A 19,912-nucleotide genomic window follows, 5' to 3' on the forward strand; every position below is an offset into this window, starting at 1 on the left:
CCTGAACAAAAGACCGGCAAAGTGTAGGGCTTGAGACTGGTAAAAGGCGAATAAGGCGATGTTTGCCTTAAAAGAAACCTTTTCTTACAACACATGTAGAAACAGTCCGGTTGCTTACCAACTCAACAGTCCCTAGCATCAGGTTTTGTTTTCAGGCGTACCTCTTCCGACAATGCCCTCCCCGCACGCTTTGCCAAGGACTGCACCGCCAATCGCGCCGCTGGACACCCGCAGCCGAATGGAAACCCCGGAAGGTATCGACCTGCTCCTGCGTCCGGCAGGACTGGTGCCTCGCGCTCTGGCCTTTGTTATCGACTTCATCATTCGTGCCGTGGTTATCGGTGCGCTCTTGCTGATCTTCAGCCTGTTCGAATCCTTTGGCGCAGGCCTCAGTGCTATCGCCATGTTCCTGGTTACCTGGTGGTACATGGTGCTGTTCGAAGTGCTGAACCAAGGGCGCACACCCGGCAAGCAAATCATGGGTTTGCGGGTGATCCATGATGACGGAACGCCTGTCGGCTGGACCGCTTCGCTCATCCGTAACCTGCTGCGTTTCGTCGATATGCTGCCATTCGGCTACAGCCTGGGCGCTATCAGTTGCTTGCAACACCCCCAATTCAAACGCCTCGGCGATCTGGCCGCCGGTACGCTGGTGGTCTATCAGGACAAACCACCGCGGCGTCCGGTTTTGCCGCACGCCACGCCGATCATCGCTCCCTTTGTGCTGAGCCTTGAAGAACAAAGGGCCATTCTGAGCTTCGCGGAACGACAAGCCGAACTGACGTCGGAACGCACCCAGGAGCTGGCTTCTATTCTCGCCGAGCCGCTGAACGTCAGCCCGGCACTGGCAGTACCTCGGCTGAACAGCGTAGCCAGCGGCTTGCTGGGGCCAACATGAAACAAGGCCTCTTCGAACTTCGTCATCAGGCCGAGTGGCGGCGCTTTGCAGAGCGTCTGGACGCCCTGGAAAAAGGCAAAGCGCCAGGCACCTCGAACGAGACCTTCAGTCGCGAATACCGGCGTATCTGTAACCAACTGGCCGTTGCCCAGGAAAGGGGCTACAGCAGCCATCTGGTTGACCCGCTGCAACAACTGGCCATGCGTGGTCATCAGCAACTGTACCGGCATCGTCATCCCCTCGGTGCGCAACTGCTGGGCTTCGTGCTGGCCGGGTTCCCGCAACTGGTGCGCGCCGAATGGCGTCTGGTCGCCATCGCCAGCCTGTTGTTCTTCGGCAGCCTGATCGGCATGGGCTTGCTGGTGTATGGCTTCCCGGATCTGGTCTACAGCGTCATCGCCCCTGACCAGGTGGCGCAGATGGAGGGCATGTACGACCCACAATCAAGCCGCATCGGTCAGACCGTAGAGCGCGCCGCCGATGCTGACTGGATGATGTTTGGCTACTACATCATGAACAACATCGGGATTGCCTTTCAGACTTACGCCAGCGGTTTGCTGTTCGGGCTTGGCAGCCTGTTCTTTCTGTTTTTCAACGGGCTGACGATCGGAGCCGTTGCCGGACACCTGACCGGTATCGGCTCCGGTCAGACATTCTGGTCATTCGTTATCGGCCACGGCGCATTTGAACTCACCGCCATCGCGCTGGCGGGTGCTGCCGGGCTCAAACTCGGCTGGGCGTTATTGGCACCCGGAGCATTGCGTCGCGGCGAAGCATTGCGGATTGCGGCAAAAACCAGCGTACAGCTGATCTATGGCGTCATCCTCTTCCTGTTGATTGCAGCGTTTATAGAAGCCTATTGGTCTTCCATGACCTGGCCGCAACCGGCAATCAAGTACACAGTCGGCGCGGGGCTCTGGCTATTAGTCATCGCTTATCTGGTTTTTGCAGGCAGGACACACCATGCGCCTGACTGATGCCAGCGTTGCGATTCATCCCCGAACACCTTGGGAAGCCATAGACCTGGGCGTGCTGCTGGCACAGGAGCATCGCGGACTGCTGATGGCAAGCTGGGCCATTGTCACCTTACCGATTTTTGCGATGCTCAGCCTGTTGCTCTGGAATCATCCGACTACCGCGATCCTGCTGTTCTGGTGGATCAAGCCCGTCTATGAACGCTTGCCACTTCTTATTCTTTCCAAAGCATTGTTCGCCCCTGCACCCAGCCTGAAAGATGCACTTAAAAGCTGGCTGAAAACGTTGCGCCCGAATCTGCTCTCCAGCCTGACCTGGCGCCGACTCAGCTTGAGCCGTAGCTTCATTTTGCCCGTGCAACAACTGGAACAACTCTCCGGCGAGGCACTCAGCCAGCGCATTGGCGTGCTCAGCCAGAAAGATCAGTTCGCCGCTCGCTGCCTGACTGCCGTGGGCGGCACGCTGGAGTCGTCCCTGTGGATCGGGATGATCGTGTTGTTTTATGCACTGATTCCCCAGCAGGTAGAGGTCGACTGGACCTGGCTGGCCATGCTCGAACTGAACGACGAACTAAACTGGCTGGAGCACCTGTGCAATCTTTTCTATGCACTGATTCTGATCGTATGGGGACCGGTTTACGTGTCCTGCGGCTTCACCTTGTACCTGAATCGGCGCACGGTTCTAGAAGCCTGGGACATTGAACTGGTCCTGCGTCGGTTGCGCCAAAGGCTCACGGGTAGCGCCTATGTACTGATGATCGGCCTTGGCCTGACGCTGATCAGCGCCGCGCCGCCCGCATGGTCTGCGCAGCAGGATTTCAGCTGTCCGATTCCCATGCTGTCCCCAGAGGGCGAAGCTGGCCCCGACAGCCCGCGCCTCGTCAATCAGGAACTGACCAGCGCAGAGTCGCAGCAGGACATAAAAAACCTGCTGCAACAGCCGCCGTTCAAGAATCCGAAAACCGTTTCAGGTTGGCGGCTGCCTGAAGCCCCAATAACTCCGCAGGAGAAAAGCGCGGACCAGAACACCAAATTGTTCGGCTGGCTGAAATGGCTGCTGCAATTTGGCAACGTCCTGGCAAAGGTCTTCCAGGTTTTGCTATGGGGAATTGTTATCGCCTTGATCGGTGTGGTGATCTGGCGCTACCGGAAATGGCTGGCAGCGTTCGTCAACCTTCGCGCTCCCCGTGAGAAGCCGCAGCGCGCTCCACCGGAACAATTGTTTGGCCTGCAAGTCAGCGCCGAAAGCCTGCCTGCGGACATTGCAGGCAGTGCGGAGCAGCTGTGGTCAACCCAGCCACGTGAAGCGCTGGGATTGCTGTATCGGGCGCTACTCAACCGGCTGCTTGTCGACTATCAACTGCCCCTGAAAAGCGCCGACACCGAAGGCGAGGTTCTGCAACGAATCGCAGCGCTTGATCAACCGGCCCTCAACAACTTCAGCCAAAGCCTGACCCGACACTGGCAAAACCTCGCTTATGGTCACCAGCTACCTGCAACTCCGGTACAGCAGGAGCTTTGTGATGGCTGGCGGCGCCTGTTTGATCGGGAAGTGCAGTCATGACCCGACGTCGCTGGTTGCTGCTCGCTCTGGCTGTGCTGGTTCTGGGCGTTGTTGCGGCCTACCTCCTGAAGAATCTGGAGCGCTACGAAGAAACGATCGATCAAGGCCCCTCCCCCGAAGCTCGCGCCAATCCATGGCTGGCAGCGGAAAGTTTTCTACGCAGTCGCTCCATCGACGTAAAGACAGCCGACTCGACCAACAAACTGCCCGATGCGAGGCTCGAATCCCAAACCCTGCTGTTGCTCGACTATCGCGACAACATGACCCCTGCCCAAGCGGACCAGGTGCTGCAGTGGGCGCGGTCCGGCGGGCATCTGCTGTTTGTCGCCGAGCAACTCTGGGATGAAAAAAGAGGCCGTAGCGGCGATCTGTTGCTGGACCGGTTGCAGATTCATCAATTACTCACCAAAGACCTCAAAGGGCAGGATTACTCACCCCCCAGCTCCGTTAGCCCGGTAATCCCGCTGCGCACGCCTGTACCCAAGGCACCCAAAGTGTCCTGGCCGGAATTGACACGCTTGTATCTGGAAAACGAAGAAGCTCCGGCCTACATGAGCTTCGACCCCAGCTTCCACCTCGAAGACCCTGAAGATCACGCCCAGTCCTGGGCCAACAGCGCTGACGCAACGCACATGCTGCAGCTGATCTATGGTGACGGCCTGATTACCGTGGTCACCGATGCCGACTTGTGGAAAACCCGATCCATCGGTCATTACGACAATGCGTGGCTCCTGTGGTACCTGACCCAGGACAGCAAAGTCACGATGGTCTTCAGAACCGACCACGACAACCTGTTCAGCCTGTTGCTGCGTCATTTCCCGCTGCTGCTATTAATGCTGACGCTACTGATCGGCGCTGGACTCTGGCGGGCGGGCATGCGTCAGGGGCCTGTGCGAGCACCTGCTGTCGGCGCGCGTCGCCAATTGACCGAGCACCTGCGCGCCAGTGCTGAATTTCTACGTCGTCGCAGCGGCCAGCAAACCCTCTTGCGGACCCTGCAGGCAGAAATCCTGCGCCGCGCCCGCATTCGTCACCCAGGCTTCGAATCCCTGGTGGTCGCCGACCAATGGCAGGTCCTGGCACGCCTGACCCGCCAGCCAACCAGTGTCATCAGCCAGGCATTGCGCCCACGTCCGGCACAGCGCATGTCCAGTTCCGACTTCACCCGTCAGGTTGCCCACCTGCAAACCATCAGGAATGCCCTATGAGCGATCTACCCAACGAAACCTCCCCCGGCACCGAGCCTGTCGTCGAGTTCAATATCGACCCGGTAGCCACTCCCGCACCGCCCGCCAGCAATCAGGCGCAGCAACGGCAGCGCGCCAGCCAGTTGGCCCAGGCGTTGCGCAAAGAGCTGCAAAAAGCCGTGATCGGACAAGCCGCCGTTATTGATGACGTGCTGACCGCGTTGATTGGTGGCGGCCATGTCTTGCTCGAAGGGGTGCCCGGACTCGGCAAAACTTTACTGGTCCGGGCGCTGGCCCGTTGCTTTGGCGGGGAGTTCGCCCGCATTCAGTTCACCCCTGACCTGATGCCCAGTGACGTCACCGGCCATGCGGTCTATGACCTTCACACCGAGCAGTTCAAACTCCGTAAAGGTCCGATTTTCACCAACCTGCTGCTGGCCGATGAAATCAACCGTGCTCCGGCCAAGACTCAAGCCGCGCTGCTTGAAGCCATGCAGGAACGGCAGGTGACTCTTGAAGGTAAACCCATGCCCATCGCTCAGCCGTTCATGGTGCTGGCGACGCAAAACCCCATTGAGCAGGAAGGGACTTATCCACTGCCAGAAGCCGAGCTGGATCGTTTCATGCTCAAACTGCGCATGGACTATCCCGATGTCGACGAAGAGCTGAGCATGGTCCGCCAGGTCACGCGCTCAACACGGGCCGATATGCTCGACGTACAACCGCTACGCGTCGTGCTCCAGGCGCGTGAAGTGCAGGCCTTGCAGCGTATTGCGAGCGAACTGCCGCTGGACGATCAGGTACTGGACTATGCCGTGCGACTGGCGCGCGCTACCCGCAGCTGGCCGGGACTGACCCTCGGCGCAGGTCCACGGGCTTCCATTGCGCTGGTACGTGGCGGCCGGGCGCGGGCGTTGCTGCGAGGTGGCGAATTTGTCATCCCTGACGACATCAAGGATTGTGCGCTGGCTGTGCTGCGCCACCGGGTAAGGCTGGCGCCAGAACTCGACATCGAAGGCCTGTCGGTTGATCAGGTCCTCAGCCAGTTGCTCGATCAGGTTCCGGCGCCCCGTCTATGAAGCAATTGCTGAAACCATCGACTGCACTGTTTGGCTGGCTGGGAGGCCTGGCTGGCATTGCGCTGTTGCTCGGCATTCTGTCCGCAATGGCCATTGAGGTGCCCGATGAGGTCGGCATACTGTTTTGCGCGTTGCTGCTGGCACTGCTGATGCTGGCACTGGCAGATGCCATTCGGCTGGTCCGTAAACCGTCACCGAGCCTGGAACGTGAAGTCAGCGGGAGTCTGGCGCTGGGTCGTTGGGCGCAAGCACATCTGACGCTGAACCACGATTATCCGGATGAAACCACCGTGCAGGTGCTTGATCATTTGCCGGAGGGCTTCGAGGTCGAACATCTGCCACAAACCCTGGCGCTGCGGCCGGGCCAGCAAAGTCGGTTGAGCTACCGCCTGCGGCCATTGCAACGAGGGCTTTTCAAGCTTTCCCGTTGCGAGATAGAGCTGCCCAGTTCGATGGGACTCTGGCGAGTTCGTCGTTATCTGGAGTTGAACGGCAGTACACGGGTCTATCCGGATTTTGCCCGCGTCTATGGGGGGCAGTTGCTGGCGGTTGAAAACTGGCTCAGCCAGATGGGCGTACGCCAGCGACAGCGGCGTGGTCTGGGCATGGAATTCAACCAGTTGAGAGAGTTTCGCGAAGGCGACAGCCTGAGGCAAATCGACTGGAAAGCTACCGCGCGTCACCGCACGCCCATCGCCCGTGAGTATCAGGAAGAAACTGATCAACAAATCATTTTCATGCTCGACTGCGGTCGACGCATGCGCAGCCAGGACGGCGATCTTTCGCACTTCGATCATGCGCTCAACGCCCTGCTATTGCTTGGGCACATCGCGTTGCGTCAGGGCGATGCGGTAGGTCTGTCGACCTTTGCCAGCGAGCAGGACCGCTACCTTGCCCCGGTCAAAGGGCCGAGCCAGTTGAATGTCCTGCTCAACAGCGTCTACGACCTGGACAGCACTCGCAGAACCGCAGACTACAGCTCCGCCGCACGCCAGTTGATAGCACGCCAGAAGCGCCGCGCTTTGGTCGTGGTAATGACCAACTTGCGCGATGAAGATGATGAGGAGCTGTTGTCAGCGGTCAAAATGCTGAGTCAGAAACACAGGGTACTGATAGTCAGTTTGCGCGAAGAAGTGCTGGATACATTACGGCACGAGCCGGTTCAGACTTACGAAGACGCATTGATGTACTGCGGAACCATCGACTTTCTGAGCGCCCGGACCGAATTGCATGACCGTTTGAACGCCCACGGCATACCAGTTCTCGACTCCCGTCCGGTAGAGCTTGGGCCGGAACTGATCAGTCGCTACCTGAACTGGAAAAAAACCGGGGCGTTGTGAACGCGCCTTCCCGCCATCCGCTGTCGCGAAGCAAACATTGAACTGTAGGAGCTGCCGAAGGCTGCGATAGCGGTCTGTCAGGAAAACTGCATCGCAGCCTTCGGCAGCTCCTACGCAATTAGCGTGAGTCAGTTAGTCGCCCTCACGCCGACGCCTCCATCGGATAAAAACTGAAGTAATGCCTTAGAGCACCAATCAGTTCCGCGTACTCTGGCGGTGACTCCGTCAATATGAAGCCGGAGTCATAGCTACCTGGTGTCTCATCTTCATGACACCACAGACAGGTCGCTGTCACTTCCAGGGTTACAGGCATTCCTCTCTCACAAGGTACCTGCAGACGCAATTGAAATTCAGCACCCACCAGCATCGGTAGATCACTGATCAGCATCAATCCCTTCTCGGAAATGTTGCCCAGACAACCCAATTGCTTGTTGGTGTAGCGGTTGAACACCCGCAGATAACCAGGCAATTGGTGCCGTTCGATCCTTCGTTCTTTCAACATAGGTCAGCCGCCATAGGTGGCCATTGAGCATGGCCGCGCTAATACTCCTGGGGTAGCCAGCACTGCGCGCTGGCACCGTCAATACGGACAAACTTGAGTTTGTCGTCGCAGAAACGTGAATCTGACCCAATGCAGGCGCCACAAGTCACGTACGTCCGTCTGCTTTTCGTAAGACTAGACCACTTATGGCATACAACCACTCAAAAACGTTACAACTGATCCAAACGGATGTAATTAACGCTTTACAGGGCTGACTTGAGCAGTCTGGACGCGCGGATAGTGACCCAACTGCTGCAGCGTCTCCAGGCGCGCTCTCGCTCTGAATGCATACTCACTGTAAGGGTACTGAGTGATGATGAACTGATAAGTCTGCGCCGCATCAACAAACAGTTTTTGCCGCTCGAGGCATTGCCCGCGCAGCATCGATACTTCCGGTTGAACGTAGCGACGCGAGCGGCTTTGACGATCGACCTTGGAGAGGCTCAACATCACAGCCTCGCAGTCACCCCGATCATAGGATCGATAGGCGCTGTTCAAATTGGAATTCATTGCCATTCGGGTGCAACCACTGACAGCTGCCAGCAATACTAAAATCATCACGATTCGCATGGGACTCTCCTGTGCTCTGCAATATATCGACCTCAGACAGGATTTCTTCAAGCGGTTTTTGACACCGGTCGTCTGCTGGTTACCGGCTCGTAAAGTAAGACGACAATGCAAAGAAACATGACTACAGATCAAGACAGTAGTAGCCTCTCGCTGCGCTTCATATAAGGAGTTTATGCATGACCGTTCGCCGCACTAAAATCGTCGCCACCCTTGGCCCTGCCAGTAACTCGCCGGAAGTCATCGAACAGCTGATCCTTTCGGGTCTGGACGTTGCTCGTCTGAACTTCTCCCACGGCACACCGGATGAGCACAAGGCACGCGCCAGGCTCATTCGCGAAATTGCCGCAAAGCACGGGCGCTTCGTTGCCCTGCTGGGCGACCTGCAAGGTCCGAAAATTCGTATTGCCAAGTTTGCCGGCAAGAAAATCGAACTGAAAGTCGGTGATAAATTCACCTTCTCCACCGTTCACCCGCTGACCGAAGGCAACCAGCAAATCGTGGGTATCGACTACCCGGATCTGGTCAAGGACTGCGGCGTAGGCGACGAGCTGCTGCTCGACGACGGTCGCGTGGTCATGCGCGTTGACACTCAGACGGCCGACGAACTGCACTGCACCGTGCTGATCGGTGGTCCATTGTCGGACCACAAAGGCATCAACCGTCGCGGCGGCGGCCTCACCGCTCCGGCCTTGACTGAAAAAGACAAGCTGGACATCAAGCTCGCTGCCGAAATGGACCTGGACTATCTGGCCGTGTCCTTCCCCCGCGACGCTGCCGACATGGAATACGCCCGTAAACTGCGCGACGAGTCCGGCGGTACCGCCTGGCTGGTGGCGAAGATCGAACGTGCTGAAGCCGTTGCCAACGATGAAGTGCTGGACGCGCTGATTCGCGCCAGTGACGCGGTCATGGTTGCCCGTGGCGACCTGGGCGTTGAAATCGGCGACGCCGAGCTGGTGGGCGTTCAGAAACGCATTATTCTGCACGCACGTCGCCACAACAAAGCGGTAATCGTCGCTACTCAGATGATGGAGTCGATGATCTCCAGCCCGATGCCGACCCGCGCAGAAGTCTCCGACGTGGCCAACGCCGTGCTCGACTACACCGACGCTGTGATGTTGTCCGCTGAAAGCGCTGCGGGTTCTTATCCGATCGAAGCCGTTCAGGCCATGGCCCGCATCTGCATCGGCGCTGAGAAGCACCCGACGGGTAAAACCTCCAGCCATCGCATCGGTCACTCGTTCACCCGTTGTGACGAAAGCATCGCGCTGGCCGCCATGTACACCGCCAACCACTTCCCGGGCGTTAAAGCGATCATTGCTCTGACTGAAAGCGGCTATACCCCGCTGATCATGTCTCGCATTCGCTCATCGGTGCCGATCTACGCGTTCTCCCCGCACCGCGGGACTCAGGCTCGCGCAGCAATGTTCCGTGGCGTTTACACCGTACCGTTCGACCCAGCCAACCTGCCACCAGGCCAGGTCAGCCAGTCTGCGGTAGACGAACTGCTCAAGCGCGGTCTCGTTGAGCAAGGCGATTGGGTCATCCTCACCAAGGGTGACAGCTACCACACCATCGGTGGCACCAATGGCATGAAAATCCTGCATGTAGGCGATCCACTGGTCTAAGACCGCCCGCGCAGTGAACAAAAGCCCCGACTCGCGAGAGCCGGGGCTTTTTTGTGTCTGGTGACCCAGGGTGAACCGCAGTGCATTTCTGAGAGACCCCGATGTCTATGGCACCGCGCTATCTCGCGGCAAACCTGGGCCTGTAGGACCGGATTCATCCGGGAGGACGGCATTCCAAGCGCCGATGGTGTGGCGGATGTACTGGCCTCTTCCCGAATAAATTCGGTCCCACAGGTTCTGTGTGAGTCCAGTGTCCGGGACACAAGGCAATCTCGCGTTTGAATGCCTTATTCACGTCCCACAAACACGTCCGCCAGCACCTGATTACGCGGAATACCCGCCAGATAAAGTCGCTTGGCGAAGGTCTCTACACTTTGCGGGCTGCCACAGACCAGCGCCAGGGTCTTGCGCGACAGCATGCGCAGGTCGGCTAGGGTCGCGTCCAGTTCATCAACCGTCGCCAGCTGCACTTGAATATTGCCATGGGCACCTGCCAACTCAGTCAGTTCGGTATGCAGGTAATGCTCACTGCCATCGCGTGCCAGATGAATAAGCCTGATCGGTCCTTGATGCTCCTGACGCAGCGCCTCTCGAAGCACGCCCCACAGCGGTCCGAGGCCGGTTCCGGCGCCCAAAAGTAGCAACGGCCGGTCCTGCCAGTCGGGATCGTATTGCAAAGCACCGCCCCGCAACTCGCCGAGGCCAAGACGCTCGTCTACGCGCAAATGGCGAGCTACGTCGGCAAAGGCGCCCGGTTGACGGCAGTCGATATGAAACTCCAGAAAACGGTCTTCGCCCGGTAAGCTTGCCAGCGAATACGGCCGGGCAACACCGCCCTCAGTCCACAGCACCAGATGCTGTCCAGCCCGATAACGCAACGGTCGCTCCGGTTCAAGACGCAAACGCAGCACCGTAGCGCTGAGCCAGTCACACTCAGCGATCCGAGCAGGCATCCCGTCGCTCAGTGGATCAAACGCGTGAACCGTCAAATCCTCCATCACCCGACACTGGCAGGCCAGACGCCAGCCCTGCAGACGCTTGCCCGCATCCAGCGCCTCAGGCAACGCATCCGCGGGTTCGCCATCAATGCAGCGCACCAGACAGGCATGACAACTCCCTGCCCGGCAGCTATAGGGAACGCTGACGCCAGCCTGATTGAGGCTGTCGAGTAAATTGCTTCCTGCTTCGACCGTCCAGTGACGCTCGCCTACATGCAACTCAGGCATCAACGCTTTCCCAACCCGCTACACATCGATTACGCCCGCCCCGCTTGGCCCGATACAGCGCCTGATCTGCCCGGTGCAGGGCTTCATCCAGATTGTCACCCCGTTGCAGCAAGGTCATGCCCACCGACAGGCTGAGATTTGAGCCAGGTAACGCCGCCAGCTCAACACGGCTGAATGACTCACGTACACGCTCACAGCAATCGACCAGTTGTTTTTCGTCACAGAGTGGTATCAACAACACAAACTCTTCTCCACCGTAGCGCGCCAGCACATCGCTCTCGCGCAGACAATCCTCGGCGCGAGCCGCAAAAGCCTGCAACACCTGGTCGCCAGCCGAATGGCCATGGTTATCGTTGATGCGCTTGAAGTGATCAAGGTCGATCAAGGCCAGACCGTGAGAAGTGTCGTCGTTCAGTTGATTCAATTCCCGGGCAGCCATGCGCAAAAAGTAGCGGCGATTATACAGCCCGGTGAGTTCATCGGTTGCAGCCAGCTCTTCAAGCTGAGCCATCATCCCGCGCAACGTGTCCTGGTGGGCCTGCAAGGCGTAGCGACGCTGACGCATTCGCTGGCGCTGGGCATGCACGTAACCGGCAAAGAGGCTGAGCCATAGCAGCATCACGAACAGAGCACTGATCTGCAGCAATACGGTGCCCGGTTTTTGCAAGGCTCCATTGATGAATTCCCACGCATTGATGCCCGCGAAACTCAACAGCACGAGCAACGCACAGCGAGCGAAGACCATGGGTGTGAGCTGAAACAAACCGAACAGGAGGATCGGCGCATAGATGATCAGAAATATGCCTCGAGCCTCCCCCAGACATGACAACAGCCAGGTCAGCCAACACAAGGCCAGCACGACCTGGAATTCAGTCAGGCTCGCATCACTGAAGCGCTGATTGAATCGGGTAAGGAAAACGATCAGTAAAACCAGTTGGCTAAGCAGCACCGAAACACAGGTGAACACCGCCACATGCAATGGCTGTTGCAGCTCCCCCGCGTAAATGGCCAGCCCGCTCAGTAACAGAACCAATACATAGGTCGCCACCGCCAAACCAAATCGCTTCAAAAAAATGGACTGTGTGGTCGGGGATATTTCCCGTTTGGTCATCGTGCTCAAAAAGGATTCCTTCCCGTAGTGGCACCAAGCCCAGAACTTTAGACTCGCGTCAGAAAGTTTCCAGCGACGGGGGATAAATACGTTCAAAAAGGTTCAATTGCAACTGATGTGGCGTAGCTCAAATACACGGATTACACCGGCTTGCGGTGGTGTCGGCTGACAACTCCCGCAGCAATAGGGATAAACCAGTCAGCGGACCAATCATGACAAGGCGCAAAACCGATGGATGGAGCAACGAGGTTGCGGGTTATACTGCCGCGCCTTTTTGTCGCAGCCAGTGATGCTGCCGTAGCCATGAGACATCGCAAGATGGCAGATGACTCAGACAATATTTTTGAATGTTCCCGTCCTAAACAGAGGAGCGCGCCCACATGACCGTGATCAAGCAAGACGACCTGATTCAGAGCGTAGCCGACGCCCTGCAATTCATTTCCTACTACCATCCGGTGGATTTCATTCAGGCCATGCACGAAGCGTATCTGCGCGAAGAGTCGCCTGCTGCCCGTGACTCCATGGCGCAGATCCTGATCAACTCGCGCATGTGTGCGACCGGTCATCGTCCGATCTGCCAGGACACCGGTATTGTTACCGTGTTCGTGCGCGTCGGTATGGACGTGCGTTGGGACGGGGCCACCATGGGCCTGGACGACATGATCAACGAAGGTGTGCGCCGCGCGTACAACCTGCCGGAAAACGTCCTGCGCGCCTCGATCCTGGCCGACCCGGCCGGGGCCCGCAAAAACACCAAGGACAACACCCCCGCCGTCATTCACTACTCCATCGTTCCGGGTAACACCGTGGAAGTGGACGTGGCAGCCAAAGGCGGCGGTTCGGAAAACAAATCGAAGATGGCGATGCTCAACCCGTCCGACTCGATCGTCGACTGGGTCCTGAAAACCGTTCCAACCATGGGTGCAGGCTGGTGTCCGCCTGGCATGCTTGGCATTGGTATCGGCGGTACTGCCGAGAAAGCCGCCGTCATGGCCAAGGAAGTGTTGATGGAATCCATCGACATCCATGAGCTGAAGAAGCGCGGCCCATCCAGTCGTATCGAAGAGATGCGTCTGGAGCTGTTCGAGAAGGTCAACCAACTGGGCATCGGCGCTCAGGGCCTGGGTGGTCTGACCACCGTGCTCGACGTAAAAATCATGGATTACCCGACTCACGCCGCTTCGCTGCCGGTGTGCATGATCCCTAACTGCGCCGCCACCCGTCACGCGCACTTCGTGCTTGATGGTTCCGGCCCGGCCTCGCTGGAAGCGCCACCGCTGGACGCTTACCCGGAAATCGTCTGGGAAGCCGGCCCGTCAGCGCGCCGCGTCAATCTCGACACCCTGACCCCGGAAGACGTGCAAAGCTGGAAGCCGGGCGAAACCGTACTGCTCAACGGCAAAATGCTCACCGGTCGCGATGCAGCGCATAAGCGCATGGTCGAGATGCTTAACAAGGGCGAAAGCCTGCCGGTTGATCTCAAGGGTCGCTTTATCTACTACGTCGGCCCGGTTGATCCGGTGCGTGAAGAAGTCGTCGGTCCGGCTGGCCCGACCACCGCGACCCGTATGGACAAATTCACCCGGCAGATCCTTGATCAAACCGGTCTGCTGGGCATGATCGGCAAATCCGAACGCGGCCCGAGCGCTATCGAAGCGATCAAGGACCACAAAGCCGTGTACCTGATGGCGGTCGGCGGAGCGGCCTATCTGGTGGCGCAGGCGATCAAAAAGTCGAAAGTCGTGGCCTTTGCCGAACTGGGCATGGAAGCGATCTACGAGTTCGAAGTCAAAGACATGCCGGTTACCGTTGCCGTCGACAGCAAGGGCGAATCCGTACACGTCACCGGGCCGCAGATCTGGCAGAAAAAGATCAGCGACAGTTTGGCGGTGGAAGTGCAGTAAGCACGTCGGCTTCAATAAAAAACCCGCAGAGATGCGGGTTTTTTATTGGCGTTCGAGGGCTACTGTAGGAGCTGCCGAAGGCTGCGAAGCATTCATCCTGACACACCGCCATCGCAGCCTTCGGCAGCTCCTACAGGGTCCAATGTTTTCTGCGCGACAGCGCGGTGCCATTAACGCCTTCAAGCCTTCGAAAGCCGACTCACACTGGTGATCTGCCCACTCCAGATCATTTCGTAATGTGCAGTCTGAACAATCGACTTCACATGCCTGGGCGTCATCAATGCCCAGCAATGATTGCCCGGTGAGCGAACCGAGTTGTAGCGCAGGCTTGGGCACCCTGCCCGCTTGGCTGCATGGCCCAACTGGCGAGCAGTGGAATAATCTTCAGGATCGTAAATCGGGTCTGAAAGTGGCAGCCCGGTAGCATCGCGATTGGCCACTTCATCGAAGGTGCAGACCAGACCACGAAACAGGAAACGCTCGTAGTTGAGCCCGGCCACTTTCGACCAATACCTGTTCTGGTGATGGCGCACCTCCGCGATAGCGGTTTCCATCACATCGGCCAGATACAACACTCCGAAATCCCCCGAACTGAAACGCGAGCCGCCCGGATTGACGTGGGTGAACGGCCCTACCGCGTAAGAACAGCCTGGAATGCCGAATGGGATCTCGGCGACGGGGATCAACGCAATGCGCCCGACTTCATTCTGCAAACGGGGATTGGTCAACGCCTGCAACTGGTATAACGCCTCAAACTCGGCGGCATCGGCAACATCATCGAACAGATCGATGGGCGGGAACCTGGAATTGACCAATCGATATGCCCGCTGCTCTTGCTCGGCAAGAAGTGGCAGGCTGTCGAGCATCACCACTGTGCACCCCGAAGTGCGTCAACGCGGCGGAAGGTTTCATACAACGAGACAATGTCGCCTTGAGCCATGATGTCCAGCGGCTTGCGACCATTGAAGAACTCATTGTCGTTGTCCATCGACGGGAAGCCGTACACGTTGTCCGGGTTGTCGAAGACCGTGCGCAACGCCGCGTGAATATTCAGTACGAAGCTGATGCGGTGCATCTGATCCATGTCCAGCCCGACTGACCATTCGGAGCTGGTCTGCTTGGCACGGGTGTAGGTGCTACGGGAGATACGCAGAATCCGACACGCCTGCTCACTGGACGCATCCCACTTATCAAGAATACGCAGCGCAGTGCGCAGGCCGGATACGCATTGCTCTTTGGAGAGCGGCTGAAGCTGTGGGACGGCGGACATGAGAGATACCTTTTGCATCTGTAGACTCAAACAGTAGCAACTAGAGTCTATAGATGCAAATCGATTTCTACGCTGTGCGCCGCTTCCACAGGTAATGCATCCGCAGTTAAAGCCATGTTGACCCAAGACATCAGCTCCAATGCAGCTCAAAAAGCTGACACAACCTCATCGTGCTGCAAACACAAACCTTTGTGGGAGCCGGGCTTGCCCGCGATGCATGAGACGTAGCCCGAAGACATACCGCGTTATCGTTTATCGCGAGCACTGTGGATCGCCACCCCGGTCACTCCCACAGGTCCAATGCTTGCTTTGCGACAGCGCTGTGTCGGGCACTAGGCGATCTCGGACAAAGACTGCGTTCGACTCGATTTCCGCGAAATCGCAGGACATATCCTCTTTACTCGAAGGAAATTTCCGAGAGTGCTCTGGACGCATTGCGCGCCTGTTTCAAGATCTCTAGGGTGCGCCGGTCGCTGCAAAATCAGCGATCAGGTTTGGTAGACCTGAGTATCCTGGGCGCGGTGCGCCACCTTTTGCGAGGCGCATTTTTTCGGCCTATGTTTATGGTGGCCGCGCGCTTGGCGTCTTCGGATGCACCGGGTTTGCCTAGGTTTACCGGTCTACCACTTGCGTGCGGCCGCCACCTTTATCGTTGGTAGCGATAGGAGCGGCTCCTTATAAAAATCTGGGAACTGCTAAATGCTCAAACAAAACAATGCTGACTCACCCCTCTTCACCATCAACGAAACAGTCAATCAGCAACAAGCGCTCAACTACGCGTCTGACCTGCTGCGCTGCATCATCACGACCGCTTACGAATCAGGCGACAATGCCAAAGGCACCAGCCGTGATCTGGCATTCTCGGTTGTACACATGGCAGAAATCGCCAAGGCCATGGTGGATCGGTCTATCGACTGTCGGTGACGAATCTGAACACCCCATAGCCGAGACTAACGCGCACCCGTGGGACCAGCTTTAGCCGGGAAGAGGCCAGTATATTCACCCCATCTTTATCGTCAGAAATACCGCCTTCCCGGCTAAAGCCGGTCCCACGTCAGTTACGCCGATCAAGCAGGTTCACCACCAGCCGGTCAACCCAACCCCAAAGCCGCTGTTTGACCCGGCTCCACAAAGGTCGGGCCTTCCATTCAGCCAGGGTGATTTGCTTACTTACGGCAAAGTCTTTTTCGAAGCTCGCGACTACATCCTTGGTCAGGCCAACGTCGAGAGCCTCCAGGTTGGCTTCCAGGTTGAAGCGCAGGTTCCAGTGATCGAAATTGCATGAGCCAATGCTGACCCAGTCATCGATCAGCACCATTTTCAAATGCAGGAAGCACGGCTGGTACTCGAAGATTTTCACGCCCGCACGCAGTAAGCGCGGGTAGTAGCGATGCCCTGCGTAGCGCACTGAAGGATGATCAGTGCGCGGTCCAGTGAGGAGCAAGCGCACATCAATGCCTTGAGAGGCTGCCTTGCGCAATGAACGGCGGACTTTCCAGGTAGGCAGAAAATACGGCGTCGCCAGCCATATACGTTTGTGACCGCTGTTCAGCGCCCGCACCAACGATTGCAGAATGTCACGGTGCTGGCGGGAATCCGCATAGGCAACACGGCCCAATCCGTGACCCGACACAGGCACCTTCGGCAGACGCGGCAAGCCGAAATTCTCGGCGGGGCGCCATGCGGTGCGACGAGGGTTGGCGTGAAACTGGCGGTCGAACAATGCTTGCCAGTCGATAACCAACGGTCCGGTGATTTCCACCATCACTTCATGCCACTCGCTGACGTCCTCGGCAGGCTGCCAGAACTCATCGGTAACGCCCGTACCGCCAACCACCGCGAGTTTTTTGTCCACCAATAACAACTTGCGATGGTCGCGGTAGAAGTTGCGCACACCGCGCCGCCAATTGATGCGGTTGTAAAAGCGCAGAATCACGCCCGCATCGGTCAGGCGTTTACGAAGCCCCAGGGTGAAGGCCTGTGCACCAAAGTCATCGAACAGGCAGCGCACGATCACGCCGCGTTGAGCCGCATCCACCAAGGCGCGTACCACCGCCTCGGCGCAAGCACCCGCCTCGACCAGATAGAGCTCCAGCTCGACTTGCTGCTGAGCGCCATCAATGGCGGCGATCATGCGCGGAAAGAAAGCCGGGCCGTCGATCAACAGCTGAAACTGGTTATTCTCACGCCACGGAAAAATCGCCCCGGCCATACTCAGCGCGCCGTGAAGATCAAGACGGCACCCACCGGCACCGCGAGACTGACCGCAGACAAGCCGGCCGCATCGCGCAATGTCGTGAAGCCGGGCACCAGATCAAAATCCTGTGCATTGACCACCAACGGCTCAAGGGTCACGACTTGAAAACGTCGTTCATCAAGACGCGTGGCAAGCAGTTCGGCTCTATAGCTGTGGGATTTGCCATGCAGTTGCACCACCAATGGCAGGCGCAACTCCAGCTGCGCTCCGGGCGCCAGATCATTGATCGGGCCCAGGTCGAGCTGCGCGTTGATTTTCGCTCTGGGAAATTTCGCAACGTTAAAGACTTGCTCACGAATGCGCTCATCGCGCAGGGCGATGCCGGTGCTGACCGACTCCAGCTCGACTTCAAGCTCAGCCGCGCCTTTACGATCAACTTTCCCGTGCAAGGTCAAAAAGCGATGCACTTCAGCGATATTGGCGTTTTTGGTGGAGGTGAACGACAGCCGTGAGGATTCGTTATCCAGATACCAGTTCGCCTGAGCGGGCAACGCTGTCAGCGCCAGCAAGGCCAGCAGCAGGCGGGTTGTGATGGGCATGCAAACTCCAGATGCGCATTAAGGGGCAACCGTACCGCCTGTCTGACCGCTAGCAAACTGCTACGTTCGCATCCGGGTTTTCAAGGCGCTGACGGTAGCAAGCGACAGCCTTGTCGCTCGCCCTGCCAGCTCGCCACATTACTGCGGCCAAGACCTTCGGCAGTTACCCGTTTATTCGCCGCGTCTTCGAGCAAGCTGCTCGGTACGTACTGTTTCACGTAACCACGGCAATACTCGGCGGAATTAAGCATGACGTAGCGACAGGAGCAATACTCTTTGGCGGTATAAGCGCTGATGATGCTTGGGAACGCCGCCAATGCGACGCGGTTTTGCCAGACCAGTAATCCCAGTGCAGCCAGAATCAATAGCATCAGGCTGCTGAATGGACGACGGCGAATAAAACCTGTGGTCATTGGTCTCCCCCTTTGGAATGCATTTTTCGGAACCGCCGCCCCGCCTTCGACGCTGCACTATCGCGCAGCAAACACTGCCCTGTAGGAGTGACCGGGGTGGCGCTCCTACAGGGGCCGTGTTTGCTTCGCGATAGTGCGGTCTCAGGGACACAGGGCAATCTCCTACAGAAAATCATTCTGGGCTTGGGCTCTCCCTGCCGAACGCCGCCATAGCCAGCTTTAGAAGCTGATCATGGGAATAACTGCCGTCCCGATCATCGGCATAACGCACGATCACCAGCCCGGCACTGGGCATCACATACAACGCCTGCCCCCAATGCCCCAGCGCCGCGAAGGTGTCAGCGGGCGCATCGGGCCATGGGCCTTTTTCACCGTTCGCGGCGCGATTGAGCCACCACTGACCGCCAGATACTTCGGCGTCGGGTTGTGAATTGGCAAAGGGAGTCAGAACAAAGTCGATCCAGGTTTTGGGCACTAGCTGTCGGTCATTCCACCGCCCCCCATGCTGCATCAGCACACCGATGCGGGCCAGATCCTGTGCTGTCATGTAGGCATAGGAAGAACCGACAAACGTTCCGCTGGCATCGGTCTCCCAGACGGCGCTGCGAATGCCCAGCGGCTCGAACAGCGCTGACCACGGATAGTCCGCATAGGCCTTTTCCCCGACTATGCCTTTCAGCGCAGCAGACAGGACGTTGCTGTCGCCACTGGAATACAGGAACGACGAACCCGGTGGATGAGCGCTGCGATGCTCGGCCGTAAAGCGCGCCATGTCGTCCCGGCCACGGGTGTAAAGCATGGCGACCACCGAGGAATTAAGCGGGGCGTATTCGTAGTCCTCCTGCCAATCAAGCCCGGAGGTCCACTGCATCAGATGTCTGATCGTGATATCGGGGTGAGCACGAAACGGCGGATAGAATTTAGCTGCCGGGTCATCCAGCGCAAAGCGCCCTTCGCCGAATGCTACGCCCAGCACCGTTGCCATGATGCTTTTACTGATTGACCAGGTCAGGTGCGGCGTCTGGGCGGTCGTCACTCCGCCATAGCGTTCGTACAGCACCTGACCGTCGCGCATCACCAATAAGGCGTCGGTGCGAATGCCTTCACGGGTTTCGTCGTTGCGGGTCGGAAAAGCGTAATTCTCAAGGTCCTGGAGCGCGTTGGCGTTCGCGTTGAAGACAACAAATAGCAGAAACAACCAGGCGAGTCGCATGGGGTGTATCTCGAATGTGGACCGCCGGACTGTAGCAGTGAGTTGTGACAAATATTCAGACAGAGCAGATTTCAGGGTAGGAGCCAACTTGTTGGCGAGAGCGTTTCACGCGGTGAGTCAGGTATGACGCCTCGCGAACAAGGTCGCTCCTACCGAGGCAGTCAGACAGAGCAGATTTCCAGGTAGGAACCAACTTGT

General features: G+C 57.9%; 18 protein-coding genes and 1 pseudogene. 9 read left to right on the forward strand and 10 right to left on the reverse strand.

Annotated features, from left to right (window positions below; genetic code table 11):
• Positions 1-172: 172 nt before the first annotated feature.
• Genes H8S59_RS09915 through H8S59_RS09940 form a run of 6 tightly spaced genes read left to right on the forward strand, consistent with a single transcriptional unit; the run spans position 173 to position 7,042 of the window.
• Positions 173-898, forward strand: coding sequence for an RDD family protein (locus H8S59_RS09915; RefSeq protein ID WP_187521303.1), 726 nt, complete (start codon positions 173-175; stop codon positions 896-898).
• On the forward strand, positions 895-1,875 hold the full coding sequence (locus H8S59_RS09920) for a stage II sporulation protein M (protein ID WP_187521304.1): 981 nt from the start codon (positions 895-897) through the stop codon (positions 1,873-1,875). The genes H8S59_RS09915 and H8S59_RS09920 overlap by 4 nt, the downstream gene beginning before the upstream one ends.
• Positions 1,862-3,436 (forward strand): DUF4129 domain-containing protein, encoded by a 1,575-nt coding sequence (locus H8S59_RS09925; RefSeq protein ID WP_187521305.1) that lies wholly within the window; start codon positions 1,862-1,864, stop codon positions 3,434-3,436. The genes H8S59_RS09920 and H8S59_RS09925 overlap by 14 nt, the downstream gene beginning before the upstream one ends.
• Positions 3,433-4,644, forward strand: a complete 1,212-nt coding sequence (locus H8S59_RS09930) for a DUF4350 domain-containing protein (protein ID WP_187521306.1) — start codon at positions 3,433-3,435, stop codon at positions 4,642-4,644. The genes H8S59_RS09925 and H8S59_RS09930 overlap by 4 nt, the downstream gene beginning before the upstream one ends.
• Positions 4,641-5,702 carry an AAA family ATPase gene (locus H8S59_RS09935; protein WP_095096191.1) on the forward strand — a complete coding sequence of 354 codons (1,062 nt, stop codon included), beginning with the start codon at positions 4,641-4,643 and terminating at the stop codon, positions 5,700-5,702. Before H8S59_RS09930 ends, H8S59_RS09935 begins: the two co-directional genes overlap by 4 nt.
• Before the next feature lie 8 nt (positions 5,703-5,710).
• Entirely contained in the window at positions 5,711-7,042 is a 1,332-nt protein-coding gene (locus H8S59_RS09940; RefSeq protein ID WP_187521314.1) for a DUF58 domain-containing protein, read from the forward strand.
• Positions 7,043-7,184: 142 nt separating this feature from the next.
• Here the strand turns inward: H8S59_RS09940 and H8S59_RS09945 are convergent, their stop codons facing one another.
• Both H8S59_RS09945 and H8S59_RS09950 read right to left on the reverse strand, forming a co-directional pair.
• Positions 7,185-7,544 (reverse strand): PilZ domain-containing protein, encoded by a 360-nt coding sequence (locus H8S59_RS09945; protein WP_095096194.1) that lies wholly within the window; start codon positions 7,542-7,544, stop codon positions 7,185-7,187.
• A gap of 234 nt (positions 7,545-7,778) precedes the next feature.
• Positions 7,779-8,153 (reverse strand): tetratricopeptide repeat protein, encoded by a 375-nt coding sequence (locus tag H8S59_RS09950; protein ID WP_027900594.1) that lies wholly within the window; start codon positions 8,151-8,153, stop codon positions 7,779-7,781.
• A 176-nt stretch (positions 8,154-8,329) separates the two neighbouring features.
• Here H8S59_RS09950 and pyk point away from each other — a divergent pair, with 176 nt between their 5' ends.
• Positions 8,330-9,781, forward strand: coding sequence for a pyruvate kinase (gene pyk, locus H8S59_RS09955; protein ID WP_095096197.1), 1,452 nt, complete (start codon positions 8,330-8,332; stop codon positions 9,779-9,781).
• A gap of 287 nt (positions 9,782-10,068) precedes the next feature.
• Here the strand turns inward: pyk and H8S59_RS09960 are convergent, their stop codons facing one another.
• Both H8S59_RS09960 and H8S59_RS09965 read right to left on the reverse strand, forming a co-directional pair.
• Positions 10,069-11,007, reverse strand: a complete 939-nt coding sequence (locus H8S59_RS09960) for an iron-sulfur-binding ferredoxin reductase (RefSeq protein ID WP_187521307.1) — start codon at positions 11,005-11,007, stop codon at positions 10,069-10,071.
• Positions 11,000-12,118, reverse strand: a complete 1,119-nt coding sequence (locus H8S59_RS09965; protein ID WP_187521315.1) for a GGDEF domain-containing protein — start codon at positions 12,116-12,118, stop codon at positions 11,000-11,002. Before H8S59_RS09965 ends, H8S59_RS09960 begins: the two co-directional genes overlap by 8 nt.
• A gap of 380 nt (positions 12,119-12,498) precedes the next feature.
• Here H8S59_RS09965 and H8S59_RS09970 point away from each other — a divergent pair, with 380 nt between their 5' ends.
• Positions 12,499-14,022 (forward strand): fumarate hydratase, encoded by a 1,524-nt coding sequence (locus tag H8S59_RS09970; RefSeq protein ID WP_095096206.1) that lies wholly within the window; start codon positions 12,499-12,501, stop codon positions 14,020-14,022.
• Positions 14,023-14,201: 179 nt separating this feature from the next.
• Here H8S59_RS09970 and H8S59_RS09975 read toward each other — a convergent pair whose 3' ends face one another.
• Together H8S59_RS09975 and H8S59_RS09980 are read right to left on the reverse strand one after the other, a co-directional pair.
• Entirely contained in the window at positions 14,202-14,888 is a 687-nt protein-coding gene (locus H8S59_RS09975; RefSeq protein WP_187521308.1) for an RES family NAD+ phosphorylase, read from the reverse strand.
• Positions 14,888-15,292 carry an antitoxin Xre-like helix-turn-helix domain-containing protein gene (locus H8S59_RS09980; protein WP_187521309.1) on the reverse strand — a complete coding sequence of 135 codons (405 nt, stop codon included), beginning with the start codon at positions 15,290-15,292 and terminating at the stop codon, positions 14,888-14,890. The genes H8S59_RS09975 and H8S59_RS09980 overlap by 1 nt, the downstream gene beginning before the upstream one ends.
• A 699-nt stretch (positions 15,293-15,991) precedes the next feature.
• On the opposite strand from H8S59_RS09980, the gene H8S59_RS09985 reads away from it, so the two are divergent.
• Positions 15,992-16,216, forward strand: coding sequence for a DUF6124 family protein (locus tag H8S59_RS09985; RefSeq protein ID WP_095096212.1), 225 nt, complete (start codon positions 15,992-15,994; stop codon positions 16,214-16,216).
• A gap of 130 nt (positions 16,217-16,346) precedes the next feature.
• On the opposite strand, the gene H8S59_RS09990 is transcribed toward H8S59_RS09985, so the two are convergent.
• From H8S59_RS09990 to H8S59_RS10005, 4 genes and pseudogenes are all read right to left on the reverse strand, one after another.
• On the reverse strand, positions 16,347-17,504 hold the full coding sequence (locus H8S59_RS09990; protein ID WP_095096215.1) for a phospholipase D-like domain-containing protein: 1,158 nt from the start codon (positions 17,502-17,504) through the stop codon (positions 16,347-16,349).
• 2 nt (positions 17,505-17,506) lie between these two features.
• Positions 17,507-18,088 carry a YceI family protein gene (locus H8S59_RS09995; protein ID WP_187521310.1) on the reverse strand — a complete coding sequence of 194 codons (582 nt, stop codon included), beginning with the start codon at positions 18,086-18,088 and terminating at the stop codon, positions 17,507-17,509.
• Positions 18,089-18,168: 80 nt separating this feature from the next.
• Positions 18,169-18,501 carry an amidase gene (locus tag H8S59_RS10000; RefSeq protein ID WP_187521311.1) on the reverse strand — a complete coding sequence of 111 codons (333 nt, stop codon included), beginning with the start codon at positions 18,499-18,501 and terminating at the stop codon, positions 18,169-18,171.
• Positions 18,502-18,673: 172 nt separating this feature from the next.
• Positions 18,674-19,660 (reverse strand): annotated as a pseudogene (locus tag H8S59_RS10005) (serine hydrolase domain-containing protein); the annotation flags it as partial.
• Positions 19,661-19,912: the final 252 nt, after the last annotated feature.

Source organism: Pseudomonas folii (assembly GCF_014357575.1).
GTDB lineage: Bacteria > Pseudomonadota > Gammaproteobacteria > Pseudomonadales > Pseudomonadaceae > Aquipseudomonas > Aquipseudomonas folii.

Excerpts from the sequence above, each read along its gene's own strand:
- H8S59_RS09925 (WP_187521305.1), top strand. The coding sequence starts at position 1,862 with ATGCGCCTGACTGATGCCAGCGTTGCGATTCATCCCCGAACACCTTGG.
- pyk (WP_095096197.1), top strand. The coding sequence starts at position 8,330 with ATGACCGTTCGCCGCACTAAAATCGTCGCCACCCTTGGCCCTGCCAGT.
- H8S59_RS09950 (WP_027900594.1), bottom strand. The coding sequence starts at position 8,153 with ATGCGAATCGTGATGATTTTAGTATTGCTGGCAGCTGTCAGTGGTTGC.
- H8S59_RS09935 (WP_095096191.1), top strand. The coding sequence starts at position 4,641 with ATGAGCGATCTACCCAACGAAACCTCCCCCGGCACCGAGCCTGTCGTC.
- H8S59_RS09930 (WP_187521306.1), top strand. The coding sequence starts at position 3,433 with ATGACCCGACGTCGCTGGTTGCTGCTCGCTCTGGCTGTGCTGGTTCTG.
- H8S59_RS10000 (WP_187521311.1), bottom strand. The coding sequence starts at position 18,501 with ATGACCACAGGTTTTATTCGCCGTCGTCCATTCAGCAGCCTGATGCTA.
- H8S59_RS09990 (WP_095096215.1), bottom strand. The coding sequence starts at position 17,504 with ATGGCCGGGGCGATTTTTCCGTGGCGTGAGAATAACCAGTTTCAGCTG.
- H8S59_RS09945 (WP_095096194.1), bottom strand. The coding sequence starts at position 7,544 with ATGTTGAAAGAACGAAGGATCGAACGGCACCAATTGCCTGGTTATCTG.
- H8S59_RS09980 (WP_187521309.1), bottom strand. The coding sequence starts at position 15,292 with ATGTCCGCCGTCCCACAGCTTCAGCCGCTCTCCAAAGAGCAATGCGTA.
- H8S59_RS09995 (WP_187521310.1), bottom strand. The coding sequence starts at position 18,088 with ATGCCCATCACAACCCGCCTGCTGCTGGCCTTGCTGGCGCTGACAGCG.
- H8S59_RS09965 (WP_187521315.1), bottom strand. The coding sequence starts at position 12,118 with ATGACCAAACGGGAAATATCCCCGACCACACAGTCCATTTTTTTGAAG.
- H8S59_RS09915 (WP_187521303.1), top strand. The coding sequence starts at position 173 with ATGCCCTCCCCGCACGCTTTGCCAAGGACTGCACCGCCAATCGCGCCG.
- H8S59_RS09920 (WP_187521304.1), top strand. The coding sequence starts at position 895 with ATGAAACAAGGCCTCTTCGAACTTCGTCATCAGGCCGAGTGGCGGCGC.
- H8S59_RS09985 (WP_095096212.1), top strand. The coding sequence starts at position 15,992 with ATGCTCAAACAAAACAATGCTGACTCACCCCTCTTCACCATCAACGAA.
- H8S59_RS09970 (WP_095096206.1), top strand. The coding sequence starts at position 12,499 with ATGACCGTGATCAAGCAAGACGACCTGATTCAGAGCGTAGCCGACGCC.
- H8S59_RS09960 (WP_187521307.1), bottom strand. The coding sequence starts at position 11,007 with ATGCCTGAGTTGCATGTAGGCGAGCGTCACTGGACGGTCGAAGCAGGA.
- H8S59_RS09975 (WP_187521308.1), bottom strand. The coding sequence starts at position 14,888 with ATGCTCGACAGCCTGCCACTTCTTGCCGAGCAAGAGCAGCGGGCATAT.